The 25606-nt window shown below is 64.6% G+C and carries 28 protein-coding genes; 16 read left to right on the top strand and 12 right to left on the bottom strand.

The window, feature by feature from the left end; translation table 11 throughout:
- The first annotated feature begins 19 nt into the window (after positions 1 to 19).
- Positions 20 to 316: a hypothetical protein gene (locus tag ARC63_RS15520; RefSeq protein WP_057503746.1), complete on the top strand. Its 297-nt coding sequence runs from the start codon at positions 20 to 22 to the stop codon at positions 314 to 316.
- A 7-nt stretch (positions 317 to 323) separates the two neighbouring features.
- On the opposite strand, the gene ARC63_RS15515 is transcribed toward ARC63_RS15520, so the two are convergent.
- Positions 324 to 1829, bottom strand: a complete 1506-nt coding sequence (locus ARC63_RS15515; protein WP_057503745.1) for a YifB family Mg chelatase-like AAA ATPase — start codon at positions 1827 to 1829, stop codon at positions 324 to 326.
- A gap of 130 nt (positions 1830 to 1959) precedes the next feature.
- Positions 1960 to 2310, bottom strand: coding sequence for a helix-turn-helix domain-containing protein (locus ARC63_RS15510; RefSeq protein WP_057503744.1), 351 nt, complete (start codon positions 2308 to 2310; stop codon positions 1960 to 1962).
- A 447-nt stretch (positions 2311 to 2757) separates the two neighbouring features.
- Between ARC63_RS15510 and ARC63_RS15505 the strand changes: the two genes are divergently transcribed.
- The 8 genes from ARC63_RS15505 (at position 2758) to ARC63_RS15470 (ending at position 10115) form a co-directional block, all read left to right on the top strand.
- Positions 2758 to 3066, top strand: coding sequence for a hypothetical protein (locus ARC63_RS15505; RefSeq protein ID WP_057503743.1), 309 nt, complete (start codon positions 2758 to 2760; stop codon positions 3064 to 3066).
- Between the two features lie 170 nt (positions 3067 to 3236).
- On the top strand, positions 3237 to 4484 hold the full coding sequence (locus ARC63_RS15500; protein ID WP_057503742.1) for an HEXXH motif-containing putative peptide modification protein: 1248 nt from the start codon (positions 3237 to 3239) through the stop codon (positions 4482 to 4484).
- Positions 4481 to 5326, top strand: a complete 846-nt coding sequence (locus ARC63_RS23305) for a hypothetical protein (RefSeq protein WP_057503741.1) — start codon at positions 4481 to 4483, stop codon at positions 5324 to 5326. Before ARC63_RS15500 ends, ARC63_RS23305 begins: the two co-directional genes overlap by 4 nt.
- Positions 5316 to 6089 (top strand): class I SAM-dependent methyltransferase, encoded by a 774-nt coding sequence (locus ARC63_RS15490; RefSeq protein WP_057503740.1) that lies wholly within the window; start codon positions 5316 to 5318, stop codon positions 6087 to 6089. The genes ARC63_RS23305 and ARC63_RS15490 overlap by 11 nt, the downstream gene beginning before the upstream one ends.
- Before the next feature lie 10 nt (positions 6090 to 6099).
- Positions 6100 to 7407, top strand: coding sequence for an ABC transporter permease (locus tag ARC63_RS15485; protein WP_057503739.1), 1308 nt, complete (start codon positions 6100 to 6102; stop codon positions 7405 to 7407).
- Positions 7404 to 8651 (top strand): ABC transporter permease, encoded by a 1248-nt coding sequence (locus ARC63_RS15480; protein ID WP_064968347.1) that lies wholly within the window; start codon positions 7404 to 7406, stop codon positions 8649 to 8651. The genes ARC63_RS15485 and ARC63_RS15480 overlap by 4 nt, the downstream gene beginning before the upstream one ends.
- Before the next feature lie 440 nt (positions 8652 to 9091).
- Positions 9092 to 9694: a DUF998 domain-containing protein gene (locus ARC63_RS15475; protein WP_057503738.1), complete on the top strand. Its 603-nt coding sequence runs from the start codon at positions 9092 to 9094 to the stop codon at positions 9692 to 9694.
- Between the two features lie 55 nt (positions 9695 to 9749).
- Entirely contained in the window at positions 9750 to 10115 is a 366-nt protein-coding gene (locus tag ARC63_RS15470) for a hypothetical protein (RefSeq protein WP_049435835.1), read from the top strand.
- A 151-nt stretch (positions 10116 to 10266) separates the two neighbouring features.
- On the opposite strand, the gene arr is transcribed toward ARC63_RS15470, so the two are convergent.
- A complete protein-coding gene (gene arr / locus ARC63_RS15465; protein WP_057503737.1) occupies positions 10267 to 10701 on the bottom strand; it encodes an NAD(+)--rifampin ADP-ribosyltransferase in 435 nt (144 codons plus the stop codon).
- 125 nt (positions 10702 to 10826) lie between these two features.
- Positions 10827 to 11078 (bottom strand): ubiquinone biosynthesis accessory factor UbiK, encoded by a 252-nt coding sequence (gene ubiK, locus ARC63_RS15460; RefSeq protein WP_010482078.1) that lies wholly within the window; start codon positions 11076 to 11078, stop codon positions 10827 to 10829.
- Positions 11079 to 11214: 136 nt separating this feature from the next.
- Here ubiK and ARC63_RS15455 point away from each other — a divergent pair, with 136 nt between their 5' ends.
- Positions 11215 to 11553: a P-II family nitrogen regulator gene (locus tag ARC63_RS15455; RefSeq protein WP_005411374.1), complete on the top strand. Its 339-nt coding sequence runs from the start codon at positions 11215 to 11217 to the stop codon at positions 11551 to 11553.
- Between the two features lie 125 nt (positions 11554 to 11678).
- On the opposite strand, the gene ARC63_RS15450 is transcribed toward ARC63_RS15455, so the two are convergent.
- Positions 11679 to 12338 (bottom strand): RIO1 family regulatory kinase/ATPase domain-containing protein, encoded by a 660-nt coding sequence (locus tag ARC63_RS15450; protein ID WP_043401280.1) that lies wholly within the window; start codon positions 12336 to 12338, stop codon positions 11679 to 11681.
- 436 nt (positions 12339 to 12774) lie between these two features.
- Between ARC63_RS15450 and ARC63_RS15445 the strand changes: the two genes are divergently transcribed.
- Positions 12775 to 13680 (top strand): aspartyl/asparaginyl beta-hydroxylase domain-containing protein, encoded by a 906-nt coding sequence (locus tag ARC63_RS15445; protein WP_049435834.1) that lies wholly within the window; start codon positions 12775 to 12777, stop codon positions 13678 to 13680.
- Positions 13681 to 13824: 144 nt separating this feature from the next.
- Here the strand turns inward: ARC63_RS15445 and speE are convergent, their stop codons facing one another.
- Entirely contained in the window at positions 13825 to 14679 is an 855-nt protein-coding gene (gene speE / locus ARC63_RS15440; RefSeq protein ID WP_010482074.1) for a polyamine aminopropyltransferase, read from the bottom strand.
- 191 nt (positions 14680 to 14870) lie between these two features.
- Here speE and speA point away from each other — a divergent pair, with 191 nt between their 5' ends.
- Both speA and ARC63_RS15430 read left to right on the top strand, forming a co-directional pair.
- A complete protein-coding gene (gene speA / locus ARC63_RS15435) occupies positions 14871 to 16760 on the top strand; it encodes an arginine decarboxylase (RefSeq protein WP_005411370.1) in 1890 nt (629 codons plus the stop codon).
- 36 nt (positions 16761 to 16796) lie between these two features.
- Positions 16797 to 17117: a DUF6122 family protein gene (locus tag ARC63_RS15430; protein ID WP_005411369.1), complete on the top strand. Its 321-nt coding sequence runs from the start codon at positions 16797 to 16799 to the stop codon at positions 17115 to 17117.
- An 88-nt stretch (positions 17118 to 17205) separates the two neighbouring features.
- Here ARC63_RS15430 and ARC63_RS15425 read toward each other — a convergent pair whose 3' ends face one another.
- The 3 genes from ARC63_RS15425 to ARC63_RS15415 are packed head-to-tail and all read right to left on the bottom strand — an operon-like array spanning position 17206 to position 19471.
- The gene (locus ARC63_RS15425) at positions 17206 to 18525 is read right to left on the bottom strand and encodes a sensor histidine kinase (protein WP_057503736.1); all 1320 of its coding nucleotides are present in this window, start codon (positions 18523 to 18525) and stop codon (positions 17206 to 17208) included.
- Positions 18522 to 19181 carry a response regulator transcription factor gene (locus ARC63_RS15420; protein WP_057503735.1) on the bottom strand — a complete coding sequence of 220 codons (660 nt, stop codon included), beginning with the start codon at positions 19179 to 19181 and terminating at the stop codon, positions 18522 to 18524. Before ARC63_RS15420 ends, ARC63_RS15425 begins: the two co-directional genes overlap by 4 nt.
- The gene (locus ARC63_RS15415; RefSeq protein ID WP_010482069.1) at positions 19181 to 19471 is read right to left on the bottom strand and encodes a PepSY domain-containing protein; all 291 of its coding nucleotides are present in this window, start codon (positions 19469 to 19471) and stop codon (positions 19181 to 19183) included. Before ARC63_RS15415 ends, ARC63_RS15420 begins: the two co-directional genes overlap by 1 nt.
- A 151-nt stretch (positions 19472 to 19622) precedes the next feature.
- Between ARC63_RS15415 and ARC63_RS15410 the strand changes: the two genes are divergently transcribed.
- Positions 19623 to 20057: a PepSY domain-containing protein gene (locus tag ARC63_RS15410; RefSeq protein WP_043401290.1), complete on the top strand. Its 435-nt coding sequence runs from the start codon at positions 19623 to 19625 to the stop codon at positions 20055 to 20057.
- An 83-nt stretch (positions 20058 to 20140) separates the two neighbouring features.
- Here ARC63_RS15410 and ARC63_RS15405 read toward each other — a convergent pair whose 3' ends face one another.
- From ARC63_RS15405 to ARC63_RS15395, 3 genes are all read right to left on the bottom strand, one after another.
- A complete protein-coding gene (locus ARC63_RS15405) occupies positions 20141 to 20623 on the bottom strand; it encodes a hypothetical protein (RefSeq protein WP_019661543.1) in 483 nt (160 codons plus the stop codon).
- A 126-nt stretch (positions 20624 to 20749) separates the two neighbouring features.
- Positions 20750 to 21958, bottom strand: coding sequence for an NAD(P)/FAD-dependent oxidoreductase (locus ARC63_RS15400; RefSeq protein WP_057503734.1), 1209 nt, complete (start codon positions 21956 to 21958; stop codon positions 20750 to 20752).
- A gap of 13 nt (positions 21959 to 21971) precedes the next feature.
- A complete protein-coding gene (locus ARC63_RS15395; RefSeq protein WP_049412024.1) occupies positions 21972 to 22466 on the bottom strand; it encodes a lipocalin family protein in 495 nt (164 codons plus the stop codon).
- Between the two features lie 183 nt (positions 22467 to 22649).
- Here ARC63_RS15395 and ARC63_RS15390 point away from each other — a divergent pair, with 183 nt between their 5' ends.
- Both ARC63_RS15390 and ARC63_RS15385 read left to right on the top strand, forming a co-directional pair.
- Positions 22650 to 22898, top strand: coding sequence for a hypothetical protein (locus ARC63_RS15390; protein ID WP_006399378.1), 249 nt, complete (start codon positions 22650 to 22652; stop codon positions 22896 to 22898).
- A gap of 141 nt (positions 22899 to 23039) precedes the next feature.
- Positions 23040 to 25409 (top strand): DUF3772 domain-containing protein, encoded by a 2370-nt coding sequence (locus ARC63_RS15385; protein WP_057503733.1) that lies wholly within the window; start codon positions 23040 to 23042, stop codon positions 25407 to 25409.
- Positions 25410 to 25606 lie beyond the last annotated feature (197 nt).

Genomic DNA, 25606 nt, shown 5'->3' with positions numbered 1-25606 from the left:
GAATTTGCCGAGAGTTCCGATGGTTCTTCTTCCTGGGCAGTACCGCATCCTGGCGTATCGCGGATTCCATGACCTGCCGCGAATGATGCTGGTAACCGATAGCGCATCAAAGCGCTGGGTGCTTGACTGTCCGTTCGAGGACGAACGGGATGACTTCGCGCCGGTGTATCGCATTCATGCCGTGGATACTGATATCGCGGGGCCTTCGGAGGTATGGGAGCGTCACACTCTTGGGCTACTGCGCGACATTGGCGCCCTTTCAGTGAATAGCCTGCAGTTTGACGAGACGCGGCGCGCCTCCTTCATCCTGATGTGATCTTTCGTCATACTCCCGGCTTTCCCCGATCCAGCTGCCGATAGCCAATCGCCTCAGCCAGATGCGCCGTCCGGATCACTTCGCAACCCGCCAGATCCGCAATCGTGCGCGCCACGCGCAGAATCCGGTGCATCGCCCGTGCGGAAAGCTGCAGACGTTCAATCGCCTGCTCAAGTAGATCCTGATCGGCCTCGCTCAGCTTCGTGCACGCCCGCAGCGCCGCCGGCGGCAGATGTGCATTGAGCCCGCCACGTGCCTGCTGCCGGGCATGGGCGGCTTCCACCCGTGCACGTACCGCAGCACTGGGCTCACCCAGCGGCGTGCTCTCCCGCAGCTCCACCGCGTCCATTCGCGTTACGCCGATATGCAGATCGATGCGGTCCAGCAGCGGGCCGGACACTCGCGCACGATAGCGGTTGATGCGCTCGTCGCTGCACAGGCAACGGTTGCTGCGGTCACCGGCCCAGCCGCACGGGCAGGGATTCATCGCAGCCACCAGTTGGAACCGCGCGGGGTACTGCACGCTGCGCGCCGCGCGGGCGATGCGGATGTGGCCGGATTCCAGTGGCTCGCGCAGGGTTTCCAGCGCGCTGCGGTTCCATTCTGGGAGCTCATCAAGGAAGAGGACTCCATGGTGGGCCAGTGATATTTCACCGGGGCAGGGCGGGTTGCCCCCACCCACCAGCGCCGCCGCGCTCGCGCTGTGATGGGGCGCTCTAAAGGGCCGCTGCCGCCAACGTCTTGGGTCCAGCCCTTCGCCACTCACCGACGCAATCGCGGCAAGCTGCAGCGCCTCAGTCTCTTCGGTATCCGGCAACAGGCTGGGCAGGCGCGAGGCCAACAGCGTCTTGCCGCAGCCAGGACTGCCGATCAACAGCAGATGGTGCCCACCGGCAGCGGCCACTTCCAACGCGCGCCGTGCATGCGCCTGCCCGCGCACGTCGGCCAGATCGGGCAGTGGCAACGGTGTCGTGTCCACGCGCTCCGCGGGTGGCAACAGGCGCGGATTGCCCAGCCCGGCGCAGCATTCCAGCAGCGTACGCGCCACACGCACATCAGCGTGCTCGGCCAACGCAGCCTCTGCGGCATTCCCTGGCGGCACCACCAGGATGCGCCCGGCTTCAGCGGCCGCGATCGCGGCCGGCAGCGCACCTGCCACCGGCCGCAGTTCGCCGGTCAGGCCAAGCTCACCCAGGAACTCGTATTGCAGCAGTGACTGCGGATCGACCTGGCCACTGGCGGCCAGAATGCCCAGGGCGATGGCCAGGTCGTAACGTCCACCTTCCTTGGGCAGGTCGGCGGGCGCGAGATTCAGAGTGATGCGTCGCTGCGGAAAGTCGAAGCGCGCGCAGAGCAGGGCGGCACGCACGCGCTCGCGTGATTCGCGGACGCTGGTTTCCGCCAAGCCCACGATCTGCGTGACAGGCAGGCCGCCAGAGAGATGCACTTCCACCCGCACCAGTGGGGCGTCGACCCCGGCGCGGGCACGGCTGTGGACCAGCGCCAGGCTCATGTGTGGTTTCCTGCGGAGGGGTGCTTGATGGTGCGACAGGTGGCGTGCCGATCACCATCGGAATACTTCGGCGTGATATCTAGGACTTATCCGGGCAGCCACTACGTGTGGTTCAGTCGTCGGGACGACGTCAGATATGGCGTTCAGCAGACCTCATCAACTCAACAATGTTGTCGAGGAGGGAGATCGGAAGGTTGCGCGATGCCGTCAACATGCGTGCTTCCAATTGCAGGCGCATTCCTTCCGGCTTCCCACCATCGGCGATGGTGTCACCTGAAATCAGCCAAGATACGCTCACGCAAGTGACCCTGCTCAACGCATGCAGATGGTCGATAGACGGCACGAAGCCTAGTTCGCGTTCCCAGTGGCCTACCGTCGCCCGGTTCACGTTCAGGGCTTTGGCGAGATCGGTTTGAGATAGCCCGCTGCCGATACGAGCAGCGCGGATCCGAGCCGACAGTGAATCTGTGCGGAACTCCATGAATACCCCCCTTCCTAGGCCGCCTCGCACAGAACATGCGGGGAAGTGTGTGGGCGTCAAGACAGATCGTCAATTCTGTAGCAGGTCTATCTATGTCGGTTCTCGCACGAATCTCTTCTTGAATGTGCTGAGGACGCTGCCTCTCACAGGTCACGATACGGGGTGGCAGTCGTGTCCTCCCTATCCCTGGCCAAGACATTCGCGACAGTGACGCCCTTCCAGGGCAAGCGCACAAGTGCGAATGCAAGCGCTCAACCCGTGATGGTTGTTCTCTGGACGCAGTGGCAGCTGGGGCGCAACCGCCCACTCGAGGCCGAAGCTGTGTGCGGCACAGCAGCGAGGTTGCAGCCGGATACCGTCAGGTCGTTGAATCAAGTTGAGCCACAACGCTGATCACGTTCGCAGCTCAGAAGATCAAATGCCCACCATTACATGGAGTAAAGAAAAATGACCCAAAGCACTGCTGTGAAGAATCTCTCGCCCCTCGCGCTGATCATTGCGGGTGTTACGGCCGCAGGCGTGGCATCTGCTGCCGCACCGAACAGCACCTTCGTCAATGACATTGCGGCGTCGACGTCTATCCAGGCGGATATGCAGTCCCTGAGCATTAGTGAGTTCACAGACGAAAAATCTGTGCTTCTCGCAGATGGGCACCATCACTCCGATTCCATCGGGTCGCATCACCATCATGACACGGCGAGCAAGCAGATGGTATTTGCTTCGCGCAGTTCCGCCGATTCCCGATTCGACGTCTGAAGGGAGAGGGGCGGGGATCTCTCCGCCCCTTGCACGTAGATCACTGTCATGCAGAGCCTATAGAGGCCGGAGGTGCCTTTCGATCTTTGGCCTCAAGTTGGATTTGAAGGGTGGATAAGAGCGGCCAGGAGCAAGTAGCGAGGACGGCGATGACTGCATGGAGGAGAAAGATGAATTCGATGACCCAGGCGCAACGGCCTGATGTAAGAAGCCCGATCTGCCTGATGGAGATCGCAGACACGTCAGAATGCATGGAGTCGGTCGTCGAGGGCATCCTGTGGTCAAGACTCCGCAGGATGAGAGCGCGACTTCAGGAAGTGCTTGCTGACCAGAAATACGGAGTCATGACTCGTGCCATGCACCAGATTTACCAGTCACTCGGGCCCGATCGCCAAGCCCGTGTGCTGCTCAGTTCCGAATTCTGCGAGCAATATCTGTGCCTGGAGTCTGCGCGGAAGGGCAGGGTGGAGTCAGGAGCCGACGAGCAGGAGAGGGCAGAGGAACAGGCCCGCGCGCTTGGCGCGCTGCACGATATCATCGCTCGGGAGAAGTCGATCGCCGAGCTGGCACAGGGACGGACCGACAGGTACTTGAGAGAGGCACGGAAGTGGCAGCTCTACAGTCCGGTTGGAGACTGCGTTGCGGAAAAGGATGCCACGGGCGTGTGGACCCTTCGGCAGTTGCCGAAGCTGGGTGACTGTATCGCGCTCGATCTTGAGAGCCCACCGGCGCGGCACCATGAGCCACGCTCTGGAGTGCTGAGCCAACCGTGCCTACCGCTGACCGATGCGGAGCGCGAGCATGTCTCGCGAAAGCTGGCAGAGGCGCTGGCAGCGATCGACCGGTCAGAACCCATGTACGGCCTTCTCATCCGCAACTTCGTCCGGCGGATCACCGTGCGCAAGTCGGCAGAGGTTACGTCCGATGAAGCCGGCCGCTACGGCTCCGAGCATGTGCCGAGGCAGCCAGGTTCCATTCGACTGCTGAACACGCATAACCCGGAACTTCTGGTTGAGGCGTGCATGGAAAGCATCATGCATGAAAGCACCCACAACTATCTGGCCGCATGGGAGCTTGCCAACGGGTTCTTCGTTGCCAATGACTACCGGCACCGTGTCGTGTCTCCGTGGTCCGGCAATCCCATTCCCGACTCCTCCTATATCCACGCGGTCTTCGTCTACTACGTGTGTCACCGCCTGCTCAAGCGTCATCTCGAGATTTCTCCGGACCTGGGTGAAGCCGCCAAGCGCCACGTCCAGCGCAGATTGGCCGTCTGCGCCGCCGGCTTCCTGATCGAGCAGAATCTCAGCGGTCGGTTGATGAGCAAGGATGCCATCCATGGTGAGGTCGGGCAGATGATTGATCAGATGCAGGCAGAGATGAAGCGAGAGTATCGCTATGGGGAGTGGCAGCAATGAGCAGAACAGTCGTCATCCATGCGGATCACTTTGACCCGGTTGCGCTGCGGGCGCTGGCTACGGGTGTCCCTGCCGTGCACATTGATGAGCTGGTACCGGTAATGAAGGATCAGCCCTGGCCCGAGGTTCTCCGCTTGAGCCCCGGTGCGCATCTTGAGAGTCTGTTCCGCGGGGCCAACGTGGTAAACCGGGTCTTCTCTCTGGAAGGAACGCAGATCGAACGGTTTCTGGCCGAGCACGGAGTGGACACCCGCTGGTTCCATATCCGCCTGCAGCCGCTTCTGGCGCTGGGGGTGAGCCTCTGTCACGACACCGGCACGCGCGGTGTATCCCGATGTTTGGCCCCGCTGAACGTGCAGTGGCTTGAAATCGAACGCGCTCTTCCAGAGGCGAATACGCCTGACTTCGCCTACAGTTTTGGGTACGAAGAACCAGACTTGTCCCGTATCGAAGACCCCATGCAGAAGTCGGTCTGGTCGCTTTTTGACTGGCGGGAGGAACGACAGCTTGATGATGAAGAGCGCCGCAGGCATCAGTTCCACGTGTCCAGGCCAAAGGGCATACCTGTGATCGCCTGGTTCCTTGGGCGGGACTACAACGGAATCTGTTTTCCCCGTGCAAGCGTTGGGGTCGATGATGTTGTGTGTGGGCAGCTGACGCGAGCAGCTGCACAGGCCTTCCGTTCCGAAGCGGGAGAGATGCTCCTGTACGTGACGGATCAAGCAGTCACCTTCCATGCATTCTCGCCCTACCTTCGTTCCGTCGCCGCCGATACCGCTGTGCAGACTGCAATGGATGCGTGGTTGCTTGCCGGCAACGCCGGAGGTGCGAATGCTGCTTGAGAAGCTGAGCTCGCTGCGCGAGTCGATGGGCTGGGCCTACGGAAGCGAGGACCTGTGCGTACTGTTGTACAGCCTGGTCAAGCGGACGCGCCCGCGCATCGTGGTCGAACTGGGTACCGGGTTTGGCGTCACTGCGGCTTGGATGGCCGGTGCACTACGGGAGAACGGCAGCGGTGTCATTCACACCTATGACAATGGTTCGCACTTCTCCAGTGAGCCAGGCATCAGGTTTGTCGAGGGCCTGCAGGGGCCGCTTGCCGATTCACTGCGGGAGATGGGGCAGGACTATCCCGCTTTCCTGAAGCATGTATTCCAGTGGGCCGGGGTCGAGAATCACGTTGTTGCCAACTGGCAGGAGATCGCCTTTGCCGATATTGCCCAGGCCGCCGCTTTTGACGGCGGAATTGACATGGTCTTTTCCGACTTCAACCACTCCCAGGACAGCATTCAGGCCTTGCTGGCGGCGTTTCTGCCGCGCATGGCGGAAAGCGCCTCAATCTTCATCGACAGTGCCTCCACCCAGCGGCTCAGCTACCTGACCCTGGAAGCGGTTGTGGACTCCCTGAATCAGAACAAGATACCCAGGGCGTTCATCAAGGATCGAAGCGAGAAAGACATCGAAGTTGTCCTCCGGATCATCCAGCGCTCGCGCTTCCGCCTGATGCATCTGCTGGAAGCCTGCGACAGGGTGCAGAACAGCACAGCGTGGATCTCGATTGAGCCGGTCGACGTGATTCCGACTGCAGCCACCTTCCTGCATTAGAGCGACGTATATGTTCGGCTATTACTTTGCGCTGGCCCGCACAAGGCTTCTGGAAACCAAGGGGATGAGCGCCGCGCTGATCCTGGCGCTGGGATTGGGCATCGGCGCAAGCATGACGATGTTGACTGTCGTGCGGACAATGACGTGGGATCCACTACCGGGGCGAAGCGAGCATCTCTATCACCCCTTTATTGACGCACTCCCTGCGTCGTACGACGTCAGGCCTGGCATGGACCCACGCGTGGCCCTCACCTGGGTAGATGCGCAGAACCTGCTTCGGCAGGGCCCCGCCTCCCATCAGACCGCGCTGGCATCTGCTCGTCTATTGGTGGATGCGCAGCGCAGCGTGCAGATCCCATTTTTCGCGCAGGGGCAGTATGTCACTGCAGATGCGTTTGCCATGTTCGGCATCCCTGTGGCGCAGGGCAGGGCCTGGACCCGTGAAGATGATGCTGCCCAGGCCCGGGTCGTCGTGTTGAGTCAGGATCTCGCTGCTCGTTTGGGCGGTGAAGGCCTGGTGGGAACAACGGTTCGGCTTGGGGGGCAAGCATTCACGGTGGTGGGTGTTGCCGATCCGTGGAGCCCGCGCCCCCGGTTCTATACGGACCTTCAGCAGGACGTGTTCAAGGGGCGCGAAGACTTCTTCATCCCGATAGGTGTCGCGGCAGAAATGCAGATGACGGTTTCCAACAACATCTTCTCATGGAGCAGTGACAAACCCCTCAATCGCCTGCAGGACGCCCGCACATCATGGATCCAGTTCTGGGCCGAGTTGCCTGACGCGGCCAGTGTCGAGCAGTACGAGCGCTTCCTGGGCAACTACGCACGTACACAACAGCAGGCGGGAAGGTTTGACAGGACAACCGTGCCGCGCATGGTTTCCTTGAAGGACTTCCTGGTCGAGCATCGCATCATCCCCAACGAGGTGAAGCTGCAGCTGGCGCTCTGCCTGGGCTTCCTGATCGTTTGCCTGCTGAACATGAGTGCCCTGATCTTCGCCCGCTTCATCCGCCGGTCCCATGAGATATCGCTCCGTCGGGCGCTCGGTGCGCGCCGGCAGGACGTCATCTATCAGCTCTGCACTGAAGCACTGATCATCGGTGGCCTGGGCGGGGCGGTAGGATTGATCGTTGCGGAGGCCGGCCTCTCCCTTGTGCGGATGCAGCCGGAAGACTACGCCTCACTGGCCAACATGGATCTGAGCATGGCTGCTCTCACCGTGGGCCTGGCGTGTGTCTCCAGTGTCGTTGCTGCGTTCTTCCCTGCGTTGCGCGCTACCTCAGGCCGTCTGGCCATGCAGATCAAGGCGTCAGAATGAGCATTGCAGAACTCCCCCTTATCGTCCGGGCGCTCACCCGCAACCGCTTCATCGCGTCCATTCTTCTGGTGCAGGTCCTGGTTGCCACCGCGTGTGTGACGAACCTTGCGTTTCTGCTGTCCGAGCGGCTGGGAACCCTCACCTACAAGACGGGCCTGGAAGAGGCGAACCTGGGTATCATCGAGACCGAGTACCTGGGGCCTGCAGCAGCCAACCCTGCAGCCTCGATCAAGACCGACCTGGAGGCCATCCGGCAGCAGCCAGGCGTGGAGCAGGCTATCGCAGCAGAATCGCTTCCCCTTTCCCAGCGCAGCTGGAGGGTGGGATTCACCAACAAGGTGCTTGAAGGGAATGATCTCTCCGGCATCGTCGAGGCAGAGCCGACTGTCTACACGGCATCTTCGCCTGCAGCCAAGGTGCTGGGTCTGACCATTGTTGCCGGCCGAGACCTCTCTGCGGGAGTATTTGTGCCGATGGAGGCCAGCGCCGACTATGCCGGGCTCTACAAGGCGAGCGAGGCCGTTGTCTCCCAGGCACTGGCGGACAAGCTGTTTCCGGAGGGCGGTGCAGTCGGCAAGTTCCTGTATGCCGATGCGCGGCATCCCATCCAAGTGGTCGGCATCGTCAAGACACTTTCCCGGCCTGTACTGAAGACCGATGCAGACAACGACATGTCACTCATCCTGCCGCTGATTCCGGACGGGCCTCGTGTGATGTTCGCCATCCGTGCTGGGGATGGGCGAGTGGCGGACGTGATTGCGTCCAGTGAAGCCGCGTTGTCGCAACGCGATGCGAACCGCACCATCGCCCGCAGCACCTCGTTCCGCGAGCTGCGCGCCGACTACTTCCGCCACGATCAGACCATGGCGATCATGTTCCTGAGTTCCGGGTTGGCGCTGTTGGTGGTAACTGCAACGGGCGTGTACGGACTGGCCAGCTTCTGGGTCCGCAAGCGGTATCGGCAGATCGGTATCCGGCGCGCACTGGGCGCCCGGAAATCCGACATCCTCCGGTACTTCCTGGTGGAGAACCTGATTCTCACCGCCACCGGGTCTGTTGTCGGTACCGCACTGGCCATCGGCCTGAACATGGCCGTGGCCCGCTACTACGAGGTAGCCAGGATCGAAGCGCCGTTCCTCGCGATTGGCGTACTCACGGTGCTTCTGTTGGGGCAGGCCGCAGCATTTGTACCGGCTCGACGAGCAGCCAAAGAAGCCCCGGTAGCGATCCTGCGCAGGGCCTGACGCCGATAGGCCGGTCATCCGGCCAATGCCTCTGCCAGCGCACCGTTCCTTCCATAGCCGGCAGACGGATTGCCAGCCGACACCACGCAAGGTGATGCCGGCTGGCAAGCACAAACCACTTCCCAACAAAACGGCCTTTCGAGTCCCGACCACCGATGCACGGTGGCGCAGTAACGATTACCTGCTGTTGTTCGGAATGCCAACGGGTAGGGGTCAATGCCGCCGCCATTGCGAAGGAACCGGTGCGACGGCCGCTGATGGCTGACGCGTACTTCGCTTCCAAGCGTGAGTGACTTTTTGCCTATTGACCCCGTAGGGCGTCACGCAGAATCTGACTACCGCTGTAGTCACCCGGAGCTGTCCTGCCCGAAGCAGGAAGGTTCTGCGGCGTTTGAACGGATTCCACCCACTGGTGCAGGCCAAAACAAGGATCACTGTACGTGTTACGCCGCAATCGACTTCTTCTGTCTGCGGGTCTGGTCCCGCTTCCGTGGTTCCTGTTCTGGACCAGCGTTGCCGCCGTGTTCGCGCCGGGCTACAACCCGCTTGCACAGCACGCCAGCGAACTGCTGCAGGCACCAACGCTTGCAAGCATCTGCGCCAGGATTGCCCCCATCGGCTGCGGCGTGGGCTTCGTGGCGTTTGCCATCGGGGTATGGCGGGAGTCCGGCCGCCGGATTGCCGTAGGCGCGATCTGCTGGATGATCTTTGGCATCTCCATGCTGACCAACGGTCTCTGGCCCATGGGCCATCCGATGCACGGCTTCTACACCATCGGTATCGCAAACATCATTGCACCGGCGATGTCGCACATCGAACTGAGCGCGTGGTCTGCCAACCGAAGGGCATACGCCGTGACCGCTGTGGTGAGCATCGGGGGCATCGTCTATCTCTGGTTGAACGTGGTGGGCGCGGACCCGGAGGGCTACCGGGGGCTGACCCAGCGCGTGTTCTCGTCGATCAACTCGCTGTGGCCATTCCTGGTTGCGCTGTATCTGCTGCGAAGGGATTCAAGCGCGCTGAAGGTGCAGCCTGCGCATTGATGGATGGGCATGCAGTTGCATGGATGGCTGTTGAGCGCGTGGCTTTGAGATGGGGATGAAGATCTTTCGCCGTCAGCTGATCTACGTTCGAGTGCACCAGGACCACTTCATTGCGCGCGTGGTGGGTGGAGACAGGACCATCCGTCGTCAGTGTCATGCCCTTGGCAATCGCGCGGGCCCGATCAAGGACTTTTCGAGTATCCGGCCCCTGCTCAAGGCGATCTTCTCGGAACTCCTGCCTGGGTTCTCTCTCGTCAAGCCGTGGGGGATTCTGCACTTTGATCCGGTTGAGTACCCGGTCACGAAGGAAGAACTGGCCGGGTTCCAGAAGGCTGCCATGCGAAGTGGTGTGAGCTTCTGTTTTCTCTCCACGTGGGAGCAGCGGCATGAAGACAAGGATCTGTTGGAGATGTTCAAGTAGTGCCGGCCCGATACTTCGTTCCAGGCCAGGCAAATTCGTGGTTGGGTCTGTTCAAGGTACTGCGAGAGTCCGCTCTTGGCCGGGAGCGGACATCGTTCGACGACCTGCTGCGTTGATCCTCCGTCGGCCAAAGCACGTGTCTCTCCTTCCCTCAATTGATGATCTCCCCACTCCCCGAAGCAACAAACGCCTTCAACTGCCGGACGAACTCCGCGTCATACAGCTCCCACTCCACAATCTCCCCCACAATCCGCAACGGCTGCGCACTCCGATACGACCGCGTCGGGTTCCCGGGAAACTTCTTGTTGGTCACATTCGGGTCGTCCTCGAACGGCCCGGTCGGCTCCACCACATACACGCGTGGCCGCCCCTCACCTCTAGCCATCTCCGCAGCCAGCCCGGCGCCCTTGGCAATCGTGGTGAAGTAGATGTGGTTCATCACCACGCTGTCGCGATAGTTGGAGCGGAAGCCCGCACTCAGCAACTCGCCCACCGCCAGATCAGCGCGGGTGCCGTGATAGAACGGCCCGGCGACCTGGTCGCAGGTGTCATGCGAAACGGGTGTCCAATCGGTGTCCTGCGCCATCGCTGCTGCCCCTCTCTGTGCTGCCGGATCGACAGGCCGGCGAGTCTAGGGCGCCCGGTGGGCCTTGCTGCAAGGCCCCATCCGGGAAATAATCTGTAAACGGGAGGCGCACTGCGCCTCTTTTTTCATTCTGCGGTGCCGCGCCCTTCCAGCTCACGCACGGCCGTTTCCAGCGCATCCAGCTTTTCGCGGGTCTTCAGCAGCACGGCGCGCTGCACTTCGAACTCCTCGCGGGTGACCAGGTCCAGCTTGGCCAGACCCGCCTGCAACGCGCTCTTGAAGGTGGCCTGCAGTTCCTCGCGCGATTCGCGCAGGCCCGGCGGCACCAGGTCGCTCAAGCGACGGGCAAGGTCATCCAGTTGGTTCAGGTCGATCATGGGGGTACTCCGTGGTGCGGGCGGGCCGTGCAGGCCACAAGGATACTGCTGGGCCGGTCGCCCGCACAGGCGTGGGCTGTTTCGCACCGGGCGCGTTCAGGCGCTATCCTCCACGCCGGAAGACAGGAGATAGACGATGAAGATGGTCATGGCGGTGATCAAGCCGTTCAAGCTCGACGACGTGCGCGAAGCGCTGGCCGAGCGTGGGGTTACCGGCATCACGGTGACGGAAGTGAAGGGCTTTGGTCGCCAGAAGGGCCATACCGAGCTGTACCGCGGCGCGGAGTATGTGGTCGATTTCCTGCCGAAGGTGAAGCTGGAAGTGGCGGTGACCGATGACCAGGTGGAGGCCGTGGTTGAGGCCATCGTGAAGGCGGCGGGCACCGGCAAGATTGGCGACGGCAAGGTGTTCGTGTACGACCTGGGCAGTGTGGTGCGTATTCGTACCGGTGAGCTGGACGCGGACGCGTTATAACCCGTTCGGCGGGATGTTGTAGAGCCGAGCCTATGCTCGGCTGCATTTCGCGCGATGCAGGAACAGCAGCCGAGCACGGGCCCGGCTCTACAAAGAGCGGTAAAGCGGTCGAGCGAGCTCGCCCCCTACCGGCGCTTGGCCCATTTGTAGAACCGCTTCCAGCCCTGGCGCACGGCAGCGACCCAGCCGGGGTCGGCCACCAGTGCGGCCTGCGCGGCACTCGGGGCCTGGCCGGTCATGCGCTGGCGGATCTTCAGCAGGTTCTTCATGTCGCTGCGGCGCATCTGCCGGCTGAGCGGGTTGCGGCGCAGCCAGCGCGGGGCGCGCCAGGCGGAGGTGAAGTCCAGCAGCACCGGCACGCCGCCGCTGACCACCACGTTGGTGCCATGCAGGTCGTTGTGGGTGATGCCGGCGGCATGCAAACGGCTGAGCGCGTGCTGCAGCTGCTCGAACACTTCATTGCCCACGGCCTGCGCGGTGCTCAGGGTCTGGCCGGGAATGAACTCCATGCCCAGTGCCAGGCCACCCAGGGTGCCAAGCAGCGCGGGGGCATGCTTCCAGCCGCCCAGGCGCTGCAGCATGCGGGCCTCACGGCGCACCATCAGCCGCGCGATCAGTGAAACGGGGGTGCCGCGGTAGCGGGAGTAGTCCTTGATGACCGCCTCGCGCCCGTCCAGGCAGGTGCGATAGACGTCGGGGGCCAGGAAGCGTTCGCCGCGCTTGAGCAGCAGCGGGGTGGCGGCGTCTTCGCCGCAGGAGGAGGGGGGCAGGGCAGGGAGATGCATGTCGGGGTCTCGGTCGACCCGGTGGGTGGCGCAAAGCGTCAAGCGAACCGGTGTTACAGGGAGTTACTAAGTTTTCGTTAATTTTAGTACTCGCCAGTTCGCTATTCCACGATTTGTCGGAGAAATGTCGGGGTCGTGGCTGGAACAGTTCGTCGCACCCGATCGGACAATTCCGTCTCACTTCGTCTTTGGTTCTTTCAGAATCAATAGGTTGAGCGTCGCATCGCTTCGTTCATCCGCGGCCCGCTGAACGTCACGCACGTCCGGCTTGACCCCGACGCACGGCCTGCCGACCATAAGCTGTTAATTCGCGACATCGGCGGCCGCCCCTTCCTGGCACGTCCCCGTTCCCTGCCGCGGTCCCCACCGGTGCTGGCCGCTTGGCCGTGCATCGCCCTGTTTCCCGTTCCGGCTGCGGCTGGAGGAAAGTGTTTTGATCATCAAAATCGTCATTGCAGCGCTGTTCGTCGCCTGCGTGCTGTACATCCACTTCCGTGGCAAGGTGCGCGCGCGCTGGTCGCGCCAGCTGCTGGACCACTCCAGTTTCATGGCCCCGATCAACGTGGTCATGTACATGTTCTCGAAGGTGCCGACCACGCCGTTCCTGGACCCGGCCAAGGAGTTCCCGCAGCTGGAGCCGCTGCGCCAGAACTGGCAGATGATCCGCGACGAGGCGCTGGCGCTGCGCGATGCACAGAAGATCGCGGCCTCCAGCACGTTCAACGATGCCGGCTTCAATTCCTTCTTCCGCCGTGGCTGGAAGCGCTTCTACCTGAAGTGGTATGGCCCGTCGCACCCGTCGGCGAAGGCGATGTGCCCGAAGACCACGGCGTTGCTGGAGTCGCTGCCGGACGTGCGCGCGGCGATGTTCGCGCAGCTGCCGTCGGGCAGCGAACTGCGTCCGCACCGCGATCCGTTCGCCGGTTCGCTGCGCCTGCACCTGGGCCTGGCCACGCCGAACAACGACGGCTGCTACATCGAAGTGGACGGCATCAAGAAGAGCTGGCGAGATGGCGAGTGGATGATGTTCGACGAGACCTACATCCACCACGCGCACAACGAGACGCCCGATGACCGCGTGATCCTGTTCTGCGACATCGCCCGCCCGCTGCGCTTCGGCCTGCCGAGCCTGTTCAATCGTGCGGTGGCGGCCACGCTGCTGGCCGGCGGTGCCTCGCCGAACCTGCCGGGTGACCCGACCGGTGGCGTCAACAAGGCGTTCGGCAGCGTCTACAAGGTGCGCCTGAAGGCCAAGGCACTGCGCGAGCGCAGTGTGGTGGCCTACCAGGTGATCAAGTGGGGCCTGGTGGTGGCGGTGATTGCGGGTATCTGGGCGCTGTGAGCGAACCGCGGCCGGGTCGCGCGCGCGGGATGTTGTAGAGCCGAGCCCATGCTCGGCTGCTTCTGCGCGAAATGCAGCCGAGCATGGCTCGGCTCTACAGAAAGCAAAAACCCGCGCTGTCGCCAGCGCGGGTTTTTGTTTGGATCAACCCTTCAGTGCCGCCTGCACGAACGGCGGGGTCACCAGCACGCCGGTGTGCAGCGCGGCGGTGTAGTACAGGGTGTTGAAGGTCTTGGCGGCCGAGTCGGCCTGGCGGAAGTCGAAGCTGCTGTCGCCCTTGCGCGCCATGGTCACGCTCCACCAGCCGGTGGGGTAGCACGGCTGCGGGAACGGCAGGGTCTTGAACGAACCGAAGCCGGCCTTGCCCATCTCGGTGCGCATTTCGTTGATCAGCTCGAGCTGCATCAGCGGCGACTCGGACTGCTGCACCAGGATGCCGTCGTCCTTCAGGGCCTTGAAGCAGCTCTCGTAGAAGGCCTTGTTGAACAGGCCTTCGCCCGGGCCGACCGGGTCGGTCGAGTCCACGATCACCACGTCCACGCTGCCGGCCGGGCAGTTGGCCATGTAGGCCACGCCGTCGTCGAACAGCAGCTCGGCGCGGGCGTCGTCGTTGGAGTCGCACAGTTCCGGGAAGTGCTTGCGCGCCATCACGGTGACCTGCTCGTCGATATCGCACTGGGTCACGCTCTCCACGCCGGTGTGCTTGAGCACTTCGCGCAGGGTGCCGCAGTCGCCGCCACCGATGATCACCACGCGCTTGGGCGCGGCGTGGGTGAACAGCACCGGGTGGCTGATCATCTCGTGGTAGAAGAAGTTGTCCTTGCTGGTCAGCATGATGGCCCCGTCGATGGTCATCAGGTTGCCCCAGTCGGTGGTCTGGAAGATCTCGATCTTCTGGAACGGCGACTGCACCTCGTCCAGCTTGCCGGTGATGCGGTAGCCGATGGCCGAGCCGGTGCGCTCGAAGTGTTCGATGTACCAGTTGTTGCTGTCAGTCATTGGAAAACAGTCCTGTTCGGAGGGGTGGAGCCGGGCTGGCGGGCGGGGCCGCGTGGCACAGATGCCACATCCGGACGGATCGGCCCGTTCAGGTTGAAACCTGTCACGGGCGCGGGCGCGCATGATAACGAACCTGTGGGCATATAGGCGTTATCATGCCCCCCCTTTTATTGCCAACAAGGCCGACTGAAATGACCGATTGGTCCCTCGACCAAGCCCGCAAGACCTACTCGATCCCGCATTGGGCGGACGGTTACTTCGACGTGGATCAGGCCGGGCACATGGTGGTGAGACCGACCGGGGCGGACGGCCCGGTGGTGTCGCTGCCCAAGGTGGTCGATGCGGCGCGCGCGGCGGGCGCCAAGCTGCCGCTGCTGGTGCGCTTCCCGGACATCCTCGGCCAGCGCCTGGGCAAGCTGCAGGCGGCCTTCGCCCAGGCCCAGCAGGACTGGGAGTACAGCGGCGGCTACACCGCCGTGTACCCGATCAAGGTCAACCAGACCCGCGGCGTGGCCGGCACCCTGGCCAGCCACCACGGCGAGGGCTTCGGCCTGGAAGCGGGCAGCAAGCCCGAGCTGATGGCCGTGCTGGCGCTGTCGCGTCCGGGTGGCCTGATCGTCTGCAATGGCTACAAGGACCGCGAGTACATCCGCCTGGCCCTGATCGGCCGCAAGCTGGGCCTGCAGACCTTCATCGTCATCGAGAAGCCGTCCGAGCTGAAGCTGGTGCTGGAAGAGTCCAAGGCGCTGGACGTGAAGCCGGGCCTGGGCGTGCGCATGCGCCTGGCCTCGCTGGGCGCCGGCAAGTGGCAGAACAGCGGTGGCGACAAGGCCAAGTTCGGCCTGTCGCCGCGCCAGCTGCTGGACCTGTGGAAGTCGCTGCGTGACACCGAGTACGCCGACTGCCTGAACCTGCTGCACTTCCATATGGGCTCGCAGATCTCCAACGTGCGCGACATCGCCAACGGCATGCGCGAAGCCACCCGCTACTTCGTGGAGCTGTCGCGCCTGGGCGCGAAGATCACCCACGTCGACGTGGGTGGTGGCCTGGGCGTGGACTATGAAGGCACCCGTTCGCGCAGCTTCTGCTCGATCAACTACGGCCTGCATTCCTACGCCAGCAACATCGTGCAGCCGCTGGCCAATGCCTGCGAAGAGTTCGGCCTGACCCCGCCGCGCATCGTGACCGAGTGCGGCCGCGCGATGACCGCGCACCACGCGGTGCTGATCGCCAACGTGTCGGAAGTGGAAGAGGCGCAGGAAGGCCGCGTGCCGGACCAGCACGATGACGAGCCGGCGGCGATCCGCCACCTGCGCGAGATCCACGACGAACTGGACGTGCGCCCGGCGGTGGAGCTGTTCCAGGAAGCGCAGCATTTCCATGCCGAAGGCCTGGCCAGCTACGCGCTGGGCCAGATCGACCTGCCGCAGCGTGCGCGCATCGACGATCTGTTCTACGCCATTGCCCACGGTGTGCGTGCGCGCCTGAGCTATGACGAGAAGAGCCATCGCCCGGTGCTGGACGAACTGAACGAGCGCCTGGTCGACAAGTACTTCGTCAACTTCAGCGTGTTCGAATCGATCCCGGACGTGTGGGCGATCGACCAGGTGTTCCCGATCGTGCCGATCGAGCGCCTGGACGAAACCCCGGACCGCCGCGGCATCATCGCCGACATGACCTGCGACTCGGACGGCATGGTGGAAACCTATGTCGAGAACGAGAGCCTGGACAGCTCGCTGCCGCTGCACAAGATGAAGCCGGGTGAGAGCTACCGCATCGGCTTCTTCATGGTCGGCGCCTACCAGGAAATCCTGGGCGACATCCACAACCTGTTCGGCGATACCGACGCGGTGGAAGTGCTGGCCGACGCCGATGGCTACGCCATCACCCAGCAGCGCCGCGGCGACACCACCGACGTGATGCTGGACTACGTGGGCTACCGCCTGGATGAGCTGCGCGCGACCTACGCGCAGCGCGTGGCCGAGGCGCAGCTGTCGCCGGAACGCGCGCAGGAGCTGTCGGAGGCACTGGAAGCCGGCCTGACCGGTTACACCTACCTGTCCGACGAACCTCTGGTCTGATGGACAGCGCCGGGCTTGCCCGGCGCTACCGTTGCGATGAGCGCGCGCGCGATCTTCCACCTGTTCCTGCATGCCGCCGTGCCAGCCCTGCTGGCATGGCTGTTCTGGCGCAAGCGCTTCGCCTCGGCGTGGTTGCTGATGCTGCTGGGCTGGATCATCGATCTGGACCACCTGCTGGCCGACCCGATCTACGCACCGAACCGCTGCAGCATCGGCTTCCACCCACTGCATACGGCCCCGGCCATCGCGGTCTATGCCGGGTTGTGCGTGCCGAAGAAGACCAGGTTGTTCGGCATCGGTTTGATCATCCACATCGTGCTGGACGCGATTGATTGCTGGTGGATGCATCACCGTTGATGCTTGATGCGTGTCGACCAAGGTCGACACCTACCGGGTGCGGGTGAACCGGTAGCGCCGGGCGGCGCCCGGCGAGCGCAGCGGTGCGTCACGCCACGGGCAACCACAACGTCGCGCGCAGGCCCGGCTGCGCATTCTCCAGCGCCACGCGCCCGCCATAACTGGCGGCGATATCGCCCACGATTGCCAAGCCCAGCCCGCTGCTGCCCTCGCGCTCATCCAGCCGCACACCGCGCTGGGTGACCTGTGACAGTGACTCCGCGGCCAAGCCCGGGCCGTCGTCGCGTACTTCGATGCGTAGCTGTCCGTCGCTGATGTCCGCAGTGATGTCTACCTGCTGTCGCGCCCACCGCCCGGCGTTGTCCAGCAGGTTGCCCAGCATCTCTTCCAGATCTGCACTGGCACCGGCGAACTGCAACGCTGGATCGATACCTGCGGCCGTGAACGCAATGCCGCGTTCGCCATGCACGCGTGCCATCAACCGGCATAGCGCCTGCGCGACAGTCGCAACGTCGCTGCGCTGGCGATGGTCTGCGGCCAACCCTGCCGCCAGGTAACGGTCAACACTGGCCTGCATGCGTGCGTTCTGCTCGCGCACGGTGGTCCGCCAGTCCGCGCCGTCGCCGTCAGCCTCGGTGGCCAGCACGCTCAATGGGGTTTTCAATGCATGCGCCAGGTCCTGTGCACTGGTGCGCGCGCGCGCGACCATGCGTTGCTGGTGCTCCAGCAGCGCGTTGAGTTCTTCGCCCAGTGGCGCGACCTCTGCCCCCAGTCCCTGCGTGTCGATGCGTTGCGCGTCGCCGCGCCGCACCCGTTCCAGCTGTGCACCGAGGCGGTGTAGCGGACGCAGGCCGAAGTGCACCTGGCTGGCCAGCACCGCCAGCCACGCTGCGACCAGTACACCCAACGCGATGGCGGTGCGCTGCCGGAATGCGGCAACATCGGCATCCAGAGCGCTGCGGTCGGTGGCGACCACGGCCACGAACGGTTCACTGGCACGTGGCAGGCGCACCTGCTGCACACGTGCGCGCAAGGATTGCTGCAGCGGCCCGGCCAGGTTGCGCGTGGCCGGGCCAGTGACGGTGGTGGGAAGCGTTTCATCCCACAACGAGCGCGACTGCAGCAGCACGCGGCCATCGGCACCGGCGATCTGCCAGTAGGAACCGGAGAACACCCGCTGGAAGCGCGCGTCATTCGGTTGCTGGCGCAGGCGCAGCTGTCCTTCCGGGTTCACTTCGGCCTGCGCCAGCAGGGTCAGCATGTCCTGCTGCAGTTCGTGGTCCAGCCGATCACGCGCGCTGCGCTTGAACAGTTCGCCCAGTAGTGCGCTGGCCAGCAGCGAAACCAGCAGCAGGCCGACGCCGCCAGCCAGCAGCAGGCGCCGCCGCAGCGAGGATTGCCGGCTCACGGTGCGGCCAGCCGCCAGCCCTGGCCGCGCACGGTCTGGATCAGATCGATGCCGAGCTTGCGGCGGACCCGACCCAGCAGCACGTCCAGCGCGTTGGAGTCCGGGTCGTGGCCGCCTTCGAACACCTGCTCGCCCAGACGATCACGGCCGATCACCTGGCCGCTGTGGTGGATGAAGTAACTGAGCAGGCGGAACTCCTGCGGGCTCAGCGCCAGCGGCTGTCCGTCCAGTTCGAAGCGGCCGGCGTTGACGTCCAGCTGCAGCGGCCCGCAGTGCAGTCGCGGGCTGGCATGGCCATGGCTGCGGCGGATCAGGGCGCGCATGCGCAGCACCAGTTCGTCGGCCTGGAACGGTTTGGTCAGGTAGTCGTCGGCACCGGCATCAAAGCCGGCCAGCTTGTCGTGCCAGCGCCCGCGCGCGGTCAGCACCAGCACCGGGAAGCCGCGGCCGTTGCCGCGCCAGCCCTCGATCACGCTCAATCCGTCAAGCCCGGGCAGGCCGAGGTCAACGATGGCCGCCTGCAGGTCCTCGATCTGACCGATCTCCTCGGCCTGGCGGCCATCGGCAACCACATGCACCACGTAGCCGGCCTGCTCCAGCAGGGGCACCAGGCGCTGTGCCAGTGCGGCATCGTCTTCGGCCAACAGGATGCGCATCAGTCGTCGAGCTCCGTCTTCAGCAGCTTTCCGCTGCGCGCATCATAGTCCAGCTCCACCACCACGCCGTCGCCGCGCAGGATCTCCACTTCGTAGACACCATCGTCCAGCTCCACTTCCAGCAGCTGCCCCGGAAAGCGCTTGAGTGCATCGCGCACCACGCTTTCCAATGGCACGTAGCGGCCCTGCTGCACGGCACGGCGCGCGACCTGCTGTGCCGGGTCCTGGACGGGCGCGGCGGCGGTAGGAGCGTTGGCCAGGGCCAGCAGCAAGGGCAGGGTGGAGAGCATCGGGGCGCAGGGAGGGCTGTAGGAACAGGCGTGAGTGTGCCGGGGGTGACTAACAGCTGGCTAACAGTGCCGGCTAAGGCGCTGTTAACCACGGGGTGCATTGTGGCGTTGCCGGGATGGTCCGGCCACGAACACGAACAGGAGAACCCCCATGTTGAAGTCGCTCACCCTCGCCACTGTTGCCCTGCTGACCGTCGCGCCGGCCGTACAGGCCGCGCCGCTGGGCATGGCCCAGGTTGAACAGACCCTGCGCAAGGCCGGCTACACCCAGATCCACGAGATCGAACGCGATGATGGCCTGTGGGAGGCCGACGTGAGCCGCGCCGATGGCCGCTTCAGCGAGGTCTACGTGGACCCGAAGACCGGCGAGATCTTCGACGAGCACAGCGGCCGCGCGCTGCTGACCACCGAGCAGGTGCTGGCACGGGCACAGGCGCATGGCCTGCGCGAGATCCATTCGCTGGAACGCGATGGTGCGACCTGGTCGCTGGAGGCCCGCAATGCACGCAACCAGAAGGTGGACGTGCGCCTGAGCGGTTATGACGGCCGCATCCTGCACAGCGAGCGCGATGGCTGGCTGGATTGACGTTTGCCCATGTAGAGCCGAGCCCATGCTCGGCTTTGCGGCCAACCGTAGCCGAGCATGGGCTCGGCTCTACAGGAGCTGGCTTACCAGCCGTACGGCGGCGGGTAGTCCCAATAGCCCGGGCCGCGGCCGTAATAGCCGCCATACGGACCGAAGAAGCCCGGTCCCTTGCCTTCGCTCACGTGGATGTTGACGTTGACCCCGTGGGTCTTGCCTTCATCGGTGGTGTAGTTCTTGCTCAGGTTCAGCGTGGCGGCGTTGTAGTGGCTGTTGCCACCGTTCTTGGAATAGCCGATGCCGGTGGTGAAGCTGCCGGACACCTTGACCTTGTCGTCGGTGACGTCGGCGATCTTCGCGTCGTCGTGCACGCGCGGGCCGCTCTTGTCGCCGTAGTACGTGCCCGGCGGGTCCTGCTGCAGGGCCGGGTCGTTGAGGTAGCGCATCGGCGCCTGCGGCAGCGTCAGGTCCAGGCCGGCAGCCTGCGGCGCGGTGGCGCCTGCGGCGGACTGGGCCAGCACGGTTCCCGGCAGGGCCAGGCACAGCAGCAGGGTCAGGGGGCGGATCATGACGGCGCTCCAGCGGACAGGTGGCCACGCAACACGCGGCGGTACAGGCCGACGCTAGCAGGGGTTGCTTGAATGATGCCTGTCGGCGCCCGCTTACGGTAGAGCCAGGCCATGCTTGGCTGCAGGCTACAACCGGCCGAACCCGAACAGCCCCTCCAGCGCATGCGTGCGCCGCTCGATCCGGGCCCGCAGCAGCTGCGCGCCGATCATCGAATAGGTGATGCCGTTGCCACCGTAGGCCATGGCGAAGTGCACCCGCGGGCCCCATTGTTCGTGCGGGCCGAAGAACGGCAGGCCATCGGCGGTCTCGGCGAAGGTGCCGGCCCAGGAGAAGGCCGGCACCGGGTCCAGCCGTGGGAACCAGTGCCGCAGCTGCTTCATCAGCTGGTCGGCCTTGCTCTGAACGCGCCGGTCGCGGCGGGCGGGGATGTCGATGGCGTCGTCCAGCCCGCCCACCAGCAGGCGCTGGTCGCCGGTGGCGCGCAGGTACAGGTAGGGGCGGGCGCTTTCCCACACCATCGTGTTGCGCAGCCGGCCGAGCACGTCCGCATCGATGGGATCGGTGATGAAGGCGTAGCTGCTGCGGTTGCGTGCGACCCGTTGCTTGAGCCAGCGCTGGTTGGCATAGCCCATGGCCAGCACCACGTGGCGTGCGCGGATGGTGGCACCGGCTTCGGTACGGGCGGTCACCCCGCGCGCGGTAGCATCGAGGCTGTGCAGTACGGTGCGGTCATGCACATGGGCGCCGCGCCGACGCAGGCGCTGCAGTAGCGCATAGGTCAGCCGATACGGATCAACCCGGGCCGCCTGCCGGGTCAGCAGGGCGCCGCCGGCCTCAACGTCGAAACGTTCCCGCAGTGCCTCCGGGCCCAGCCAGCGGGCATCCAGGCCGATGCCGCGACGGGCATCGCCCTCAGCCATCAGGCGCGGCACGTCGCGGTGGCGGCTGGCCAGATAGAGGCTGTCCATGCGCTGGAAATCCACATCCTTCAGCCCGCGCGCCACGTCGCCCAGGGCCGGAATGGCCTCGGCACACGCACGGTAGGCAAGCGCGGCGGCGTCCTGGCCGTAGCGCTGGGCCAGTTCCAGCAGATGGGTATCGATCTCGTACTGCAGCAGCGCGGTGCTGGCAGCGGTGCTGCCCCAGCCGATGTCGCGCTGCTCGATCACCGCCACGTCGTGGCCATGCCGGGACAGCTCGTCGGCAATCAGTGCACCGGTGATGCCGCCGCCCACCACCAGTACGTCGCAGCGCAGGTCCTGCTGCAGCGGCGGGAAGGCGTGGATCAGGCCGTTGCGAACCGCCCACCACGGGTAGCCACTTTTCAGGTCCATGGTTGTGTGCGGCTCAGGCCGTGGGATGGCCGGTATGCGGGGTCTGGATCAGTTCGGACAGATCGAAGCCCTGCAGGCGCGCGGCCGCCAGATAATGGTCCTGCACGGTGGCGTCCAGACGCGGCTCTCGCGCCAGCAGCCACAGGTACTTGCGATCGGGGCTGCCGACCAGTGACACGCTGTAGTCCGGGGCGACCTGGATCACCCAGTAGTCGCCCTTGGCGAACGGCAGCCAGCGCAGGCCCTTGGGCAGGAAACTGACCTCCAGGCGCGCGCTGTCGTTGTCGATCGCGCAGGCCTCGCCGGTGGCCTCTTCGATCTCGCCGTCCATGCGGCAGCGGTTGGTGACGCCGACGTTGCCGTTGTCGAGCAGGGTGTAGTGCGCCGACACGTCGGTGCAGCCTTCCGGTTCATGGCGCATTGGCAGGCGTGCGATCTCGTACCAGGTGCCCAGGTAGCGGGGCAGCTTGAGGTCGGCAACGGTCTTCAGCGGCGGGTGCTCGGTCATCGGCGGTCGTGGCAGGGGGGGGGCCTCCACGATGCCGATGGCCTTGCCATGGGCGGGTGAAGCCGGGGCGATGGCCGTGTCCAGAACGTTCCGTCGCTGCTGCGGCGTGCCCGTTGTCACCGGTGCGGCGGTATGCTGCCGCCAGCGCCGTGTTTTCCTGATCCAACCGAAGTGGAGGTGCCGATGTACCAGGTGATCCTGTTGAAGAGTGAATCCGCGTTCGCGCGCGAACAGTGGCCGCAGGTCGACGACCTGGTGGACTACGAAGGCGTGGCCTACAGCCTGCGTGCCGGCCCGCGCCAGCCGCTGCCGACCGACCACGACTGGCATCCGGTGGCGGTGTACGCGCCCGATGAGATCACCGAGGAAGAGTTCCAGGACTGGTACGCGCTGCAGCAGCCGACCGTGGAAGAGCTGCGCCTGAAGTACTGATACTGCTGCGCGTCGCCCATCCGCCCTTTACCGCCTGTGCCGTATAGTCGCGCGCAGGCGCGGTGGTCCGCGCGAACCGGTGTGGCTGGCGTGTCTTCTTTCCTGCGATCGATCCGTGCACGGGGCCCCTGGTGGGTCCTGATGCTGTGCACCGCCCTCCTGCTGTCCGCGCCGGTGCTGGCACAGGATGAAGACCCTACGCCAAAGCAGCAGCTGGCGCAGATCGAGTCCAGCCTGAAGGAGATCGATCGCAAGCGTGGCGATGCTGAAGCCATCGAGACGCTGGCGATGCTGTCGGAGAATGCCTCGCAGGTACGGCGTGACGCCGAGGCGCTGGAAAAGGCGCTGCAGCCGCAAAAGGACCGCCTCGACGAACAGCTGGCGCAGCTGGGCACGCCTGCCGAGGGCACCACCGAGCCGCCCGAACTGGCGGCGCAACGGCGCACGATCAACAAGCAGCGCGACGGCCTGGCCGCATCGGTGGCGCAGGCCAAGACCAGTGCCGTGCGTGCGCAGCAGCTGGCGGCGGACATCGAGCAGCAGCGCACCGCACAACGCACCGAAGAACTGGGCCAGAAGGTCGCCTCGCCGTTGTCGCCTGCGTTGTGGAGCAAGGTGGCCGAGCGCCTGCCGATCGATATCGCACGCGTCGCGCCGTTGGCCGAGCAGGGGCGCGATACGTTCGTTGCCGGCGTCCGGGCCAATGGCTGGGGCACGCCGTTGCTGGGCCTGATCGCCGCGCTGGTGATGATGTTCCCGCTGCGGCTGTGGCTGCGCCGCTTGGGGCGGCAGTTCGCCGCGTCCGATCGTGCGCCTGATGGACGCCTGCGCCGTTCCGGCCTGGCCATGTGGTTGTTGCTGGTCGGCACGTTGCTGCCCGGCTATGCCGTGGTGGTGCTGATGGCGGCGCTGAACGCCATCGATGCCATCGCGCCGCGCCTGCAGGTGGTGGCCGACGGCCTGGAGACGGCCACCTTCCGCGCCGCCTTCATCGCTGCACTCAGCGCCTGCATGCTGGTGCCCAAGCGCCCGTCATGGCGGCTGTTGAACCTGGACGACACCGCCGCGCTGAAGCTGCGCAAGTACGCGTGGGGCGCGGCGGCGCTGGCCTGGCTGAGCACGGTGCTGATGGCCCTCGACCAGGCCACGCGCACCAGCGATGTCACCACGGTGGCGCTGGATGGCCTGATTGCCCTGACCTACCTGGGCCTGATCATGGCCATGCTGGTGACCCTGGCACGCCTGCATCGCCGGCAGACCGCCGAGGCCGAGGCCAAGCTGGAGGCACAGGCCGATGGCGTGGGCGCGGCCACGCCGGTGCGCCGCAGCAGCTGGCTGGTATTGGCGCGCGCGGCGGGCAACGCCGCGGTGGTGGCCGCCATCGTCGCGACGTTGCTGGGCTACCTGAACTTCGCCAAGTTCGTGAACCAGCAGCTGATCGGCGGCAGCATCGTGGTGCTGGCAGCGACCCTGCTGTTCAAGTTCGTTGATGACCTGAGCACGTGGATGCTCAACGCGGACAGCAAGGTGGGCCAGACCATCCTGCTCAGCACCGGCCTGAGCGTGTCGCGCCTGGAGCAGGCCGGCGTGCTGCTGTCGGCGGCGCTGCGTACCGTGGTTGTGCTGCTCACGCTGCTTGCCCTGGTGGCGCCGTTCGGCAACATCGGCGCAGTAGTGGATCGATTCACTTCTCTGTTCACGACCGGCTTCGATATCGGTGGTACCAGGCTGGCACCGGCAGGGATCGTGATGGCGGTACTGGCGCTGCTGGCCGGCCTGGCGATCACCCAGCTGGTGCAGCGCTGGCTGACCGACACCTACCTGCCCAAGACCGAACTGGATCTGGGCGCACGCAATTCGGTCAGCACCGTCGCCCGTTACGTCGGCATCATCATCGCGGTGATCTGGGCCCTGAGCGCGATGGGACTGCAGCTGAGCAAGCTGGCACTGCTGGTCAGCGCGCTGTCGGTGGGTATTGGTTTCGGCCTGCAGGTGATCACCCAGAACTTCGTCTCCGGCCTGATCCTGCTGGCCGAGCGCCCGGTGAAGATCGGTGACTGGGTGAAGCTGGGTGATCAGGAAGGCGACATCCGCCGCATCAGCCTGCGTTCGACCGAGATCCAGGTGGGCGACAAGTCGACGCTGATCGTGCCCAACTCCGAGCTGGTCACCAAGACCGTGCGCAACATGACGATGGGCAACAACCAGGGCCGCATCCAGATCCAGTTCGCGGTGCCGCCCAGCACCGATGTCGGCAACCTGCGGCAGGCGCTGCTGGATGCGTACACCGCGCACACCAACGTGCTGAATCAGCCGGCACCGACGGTCTACATCGACAGCATTGCCGGTGGCCAGATCACCATCAACAGCTTCGCGTACGTAGCCAGCCCGCGGCAGGTGTATGCGACCCGCAGCGATCTGTACTTCAGCCTGCTGCAGATCCTGGCCGAGCGGAACATTCCGCTGTCGACCCCGACGGATATCCACATCACCCGCGATCCGCAGGAGTAGGGGTGTTTTGCAGGGCTGCGCCCTGCACCCGCCGAAGCAACGGCCGAAGCAACAGCCGAAGCAACAGCCGAAGCAACAGCCGAAGCAACAGCCGAAGCAACAGCCGAAGCAACAGCCGAAGCAACAGCCGAAGCAACAGCAACGGCAACAGCGTGCATTCCGTGGGATGGCGAGGTGGGTCCGGTTGCGGGAGACGC

Source organism: Stenotrophomonas geniculata ATCC 19374 = JCM 13324 (assembly GCF_001431625.1).
GTDB classification, from domain to species: Bacteria; Pseudomonadota; Gammaproteobacteria; order Xanthomonadales; family Xanthomonadaceae; genus Stenotrophomonas; species Stenotrophomonas geniculata.
The sequence above is the reverse complement of the archived record's forward strand: the minus strand, read 5'-3'. Positions and strand labels throughout refer to the sequence as shown.

What these genes read in the sequence shown, in the direction of transcription:
- ARC63_RS15520 (WP_057503746.1), top strand. Translation starts at nt 20, where the DNA reads ATGGTTCTTCTTCCTGGGCAGTACCGCATCCTGGCGTATCGCGGATTC.
- ARC63_RS15515 (WP_057503745.1), bottom strand. Translation starts at nt 1,829, where the DNA reads ATGAGCCTGGCGCTGGTCCACAGCCGTGCCCGCGCCGGGGTCGACGCC.
- ARC63_RS15510 (WP_057503744.1), bottom strand. Translation starts at nt 2,310, where the DNA reads ATGGAGTTCCGCACAGATTCACTGTCGGCTCGGATCCGCGCTGCTCGT.
- ARC63_RS15505 (WP_057503743.1), top strand. Translation starts at nt 2,758, where the DNA reads ATGACCCAAAGCACTGCTGTGAAGAATCTCTCGCCCCTCGCGCTGATC.
- ARC63_RS15500 (WP_057503742.1), top strand. Translation starts at nt 3,237, where the DNA reads ATGAATTCGATGACCCAGGCGCAACGGCCTGATGTAAGAAGCCCGATC.
- ARC63_RS23305 (WP_057503741.1), top strand. Translation starts at nt 4,481, where the DNA reads ATGAGCAGAACAGTCGTCATCCATGCGGATCACTTTGACCCGGTTGCG.
- ARC63_RS15490 (WP_057503740.1), top strand. Translation starts at nt 5,316, where the DNA reads ATGCTGCTTGAGAAGCTGAGCTCGCTGCGCGAGTCGATGGGCTGGGCC.
- ARC63_RS15485 (WP_057503739.1), top strand. Translation starts at nt 6,100, where the DNA reads ATGTTCGGCTATTACTTTGCGCTGGCCCGCACAAGGCTTCTGGAAACC.
- ARC63_RS15480 (WP_064968347.1), top strand. Translation starts at nt 7,404, where the DNA reads ATGAGCATTGCAGAACTCCCCCTTATCGTCCGGGCGCTCACCCGCAAC.
- ARC63_RS15470 (WP_049435835.1), top strand. Translation starts at nt 9,750, where the DNA reads ATGAAGATCTTTCGCCGTCAGCTGATCTACGTTCGAGTGCACCAGGAC.
- arr (WP_057503737.1), bottom strand. Translation starts at nt 10,701, where the DNA reads ATGGCGCAGGACACCGATTGGACACCCGTTTCGCATGACACCTGCGAC.
- ubiK (WP_010482078.1), bottom strand. Translation starts at nt 11,078, where the DNA reads ATGATCGACCTGAACCAACTGGATGACCTTGCCCGTCGCTTGAGCGAC.
- ARC63_RS15455 (WP_005411374.1), top strand. Translation starts at nt 11,215, where the DNA reads ATGAAGATGGTCATGGCGGTGATCAAGCCGTTCAAGCTCGACGACGTG.
- ARC63_RS15450 (WP_043401280.1), bottom strand. Translation starts at nt 12,338, where the DNA reads ATGCATCTCCCTGCCCTGCCCCCCTCCTCCTGCGGCGAAGACGCCGCC.
- speE (WP_010482074.1), bottom strand. Translation starts at nt 14,679, where the DNA reads ATGACTGACAGCAACAACTGGTACATCGAACACTTCGAGCGCACCGGC.
- speA (WP_005411370.1), top strand. Translation starts at nt 14,871, where the DNA reads ATGACCGATTGGTCCCTCGACCAAGCCCGCAAGACCTACTCGATCCCG.
- ARC63_RS15430 (WP_005411369.1), top strand. Translation starts at nt 16,797, where the DNA reads ATGAGCGCGCGCGCGATCTTCCACCTGTTCCTGCATGCCGCCGTGCCA.
- ARC63_RS15420 (WP_057503735.1), bottom strand. Translation starts at nt 19,181, where the DNA reads ATGCGCATCCTGTTGGCCGAAGACGATGCCGCACTGGCACAGCGCCTG.
- ARC63_RS15415 (WP_010482069.1), bottom strand. Translation starts at nt 19,471, where the DNA reads ATGCTCTCCACCCTGCCCTTGCTGCTGGCCCTGGCCAACGCTCCTACC.
- ARC63_RS15410 (WP_043401290.1), top strand. Translation starts at nt 19,623, where the DNA reads ATGTTGAAGTCGCTCACCCTCGCCACTGTTGCCCTGCTGACCGTCGCG.
- ARC63_RS15405 (WP_019661543.1), bottom strand. Translation starts at nt 20,623, where the DNA reads ATGATCCGCCCCCTGACCCTGCTGCTGTGCCTGGCCCTGCCGGGAACC.
- ARC63_RS15400 (WP_057503734.1), bottom strand. Translation starts at nt 21,958, where the DNA reads ATGGACCTGAAAAGTGGCTACCCGTGGTGGGCGGTTCGCAACGGCCTG.
- ARC63_RS15395 (WP_049412024.1), bottom strand. Translation starts at nt 22,466, where the DNA reads ATGACCGAGCACCCGCCGCTGAAGACCGTTGCCGACCTCAAGCTGCCC.
- ARC63_RS15390 (WP_006399378.1), top strand. Translation starts at nt 22,650, where the DNA reads ATGTACCAGGTGATCCTGTTGAAGAGTGAATCCGCGTTCGCGCGCGAA.
- ARC63_RS15385 (WP_057503733.1), top strand. Translation starts at nt 23,040, where the DNA reads ATGCTGTGCACCGCCCTCCTGCTGTCCGCGCCGGTGCTGGCACAGGAT.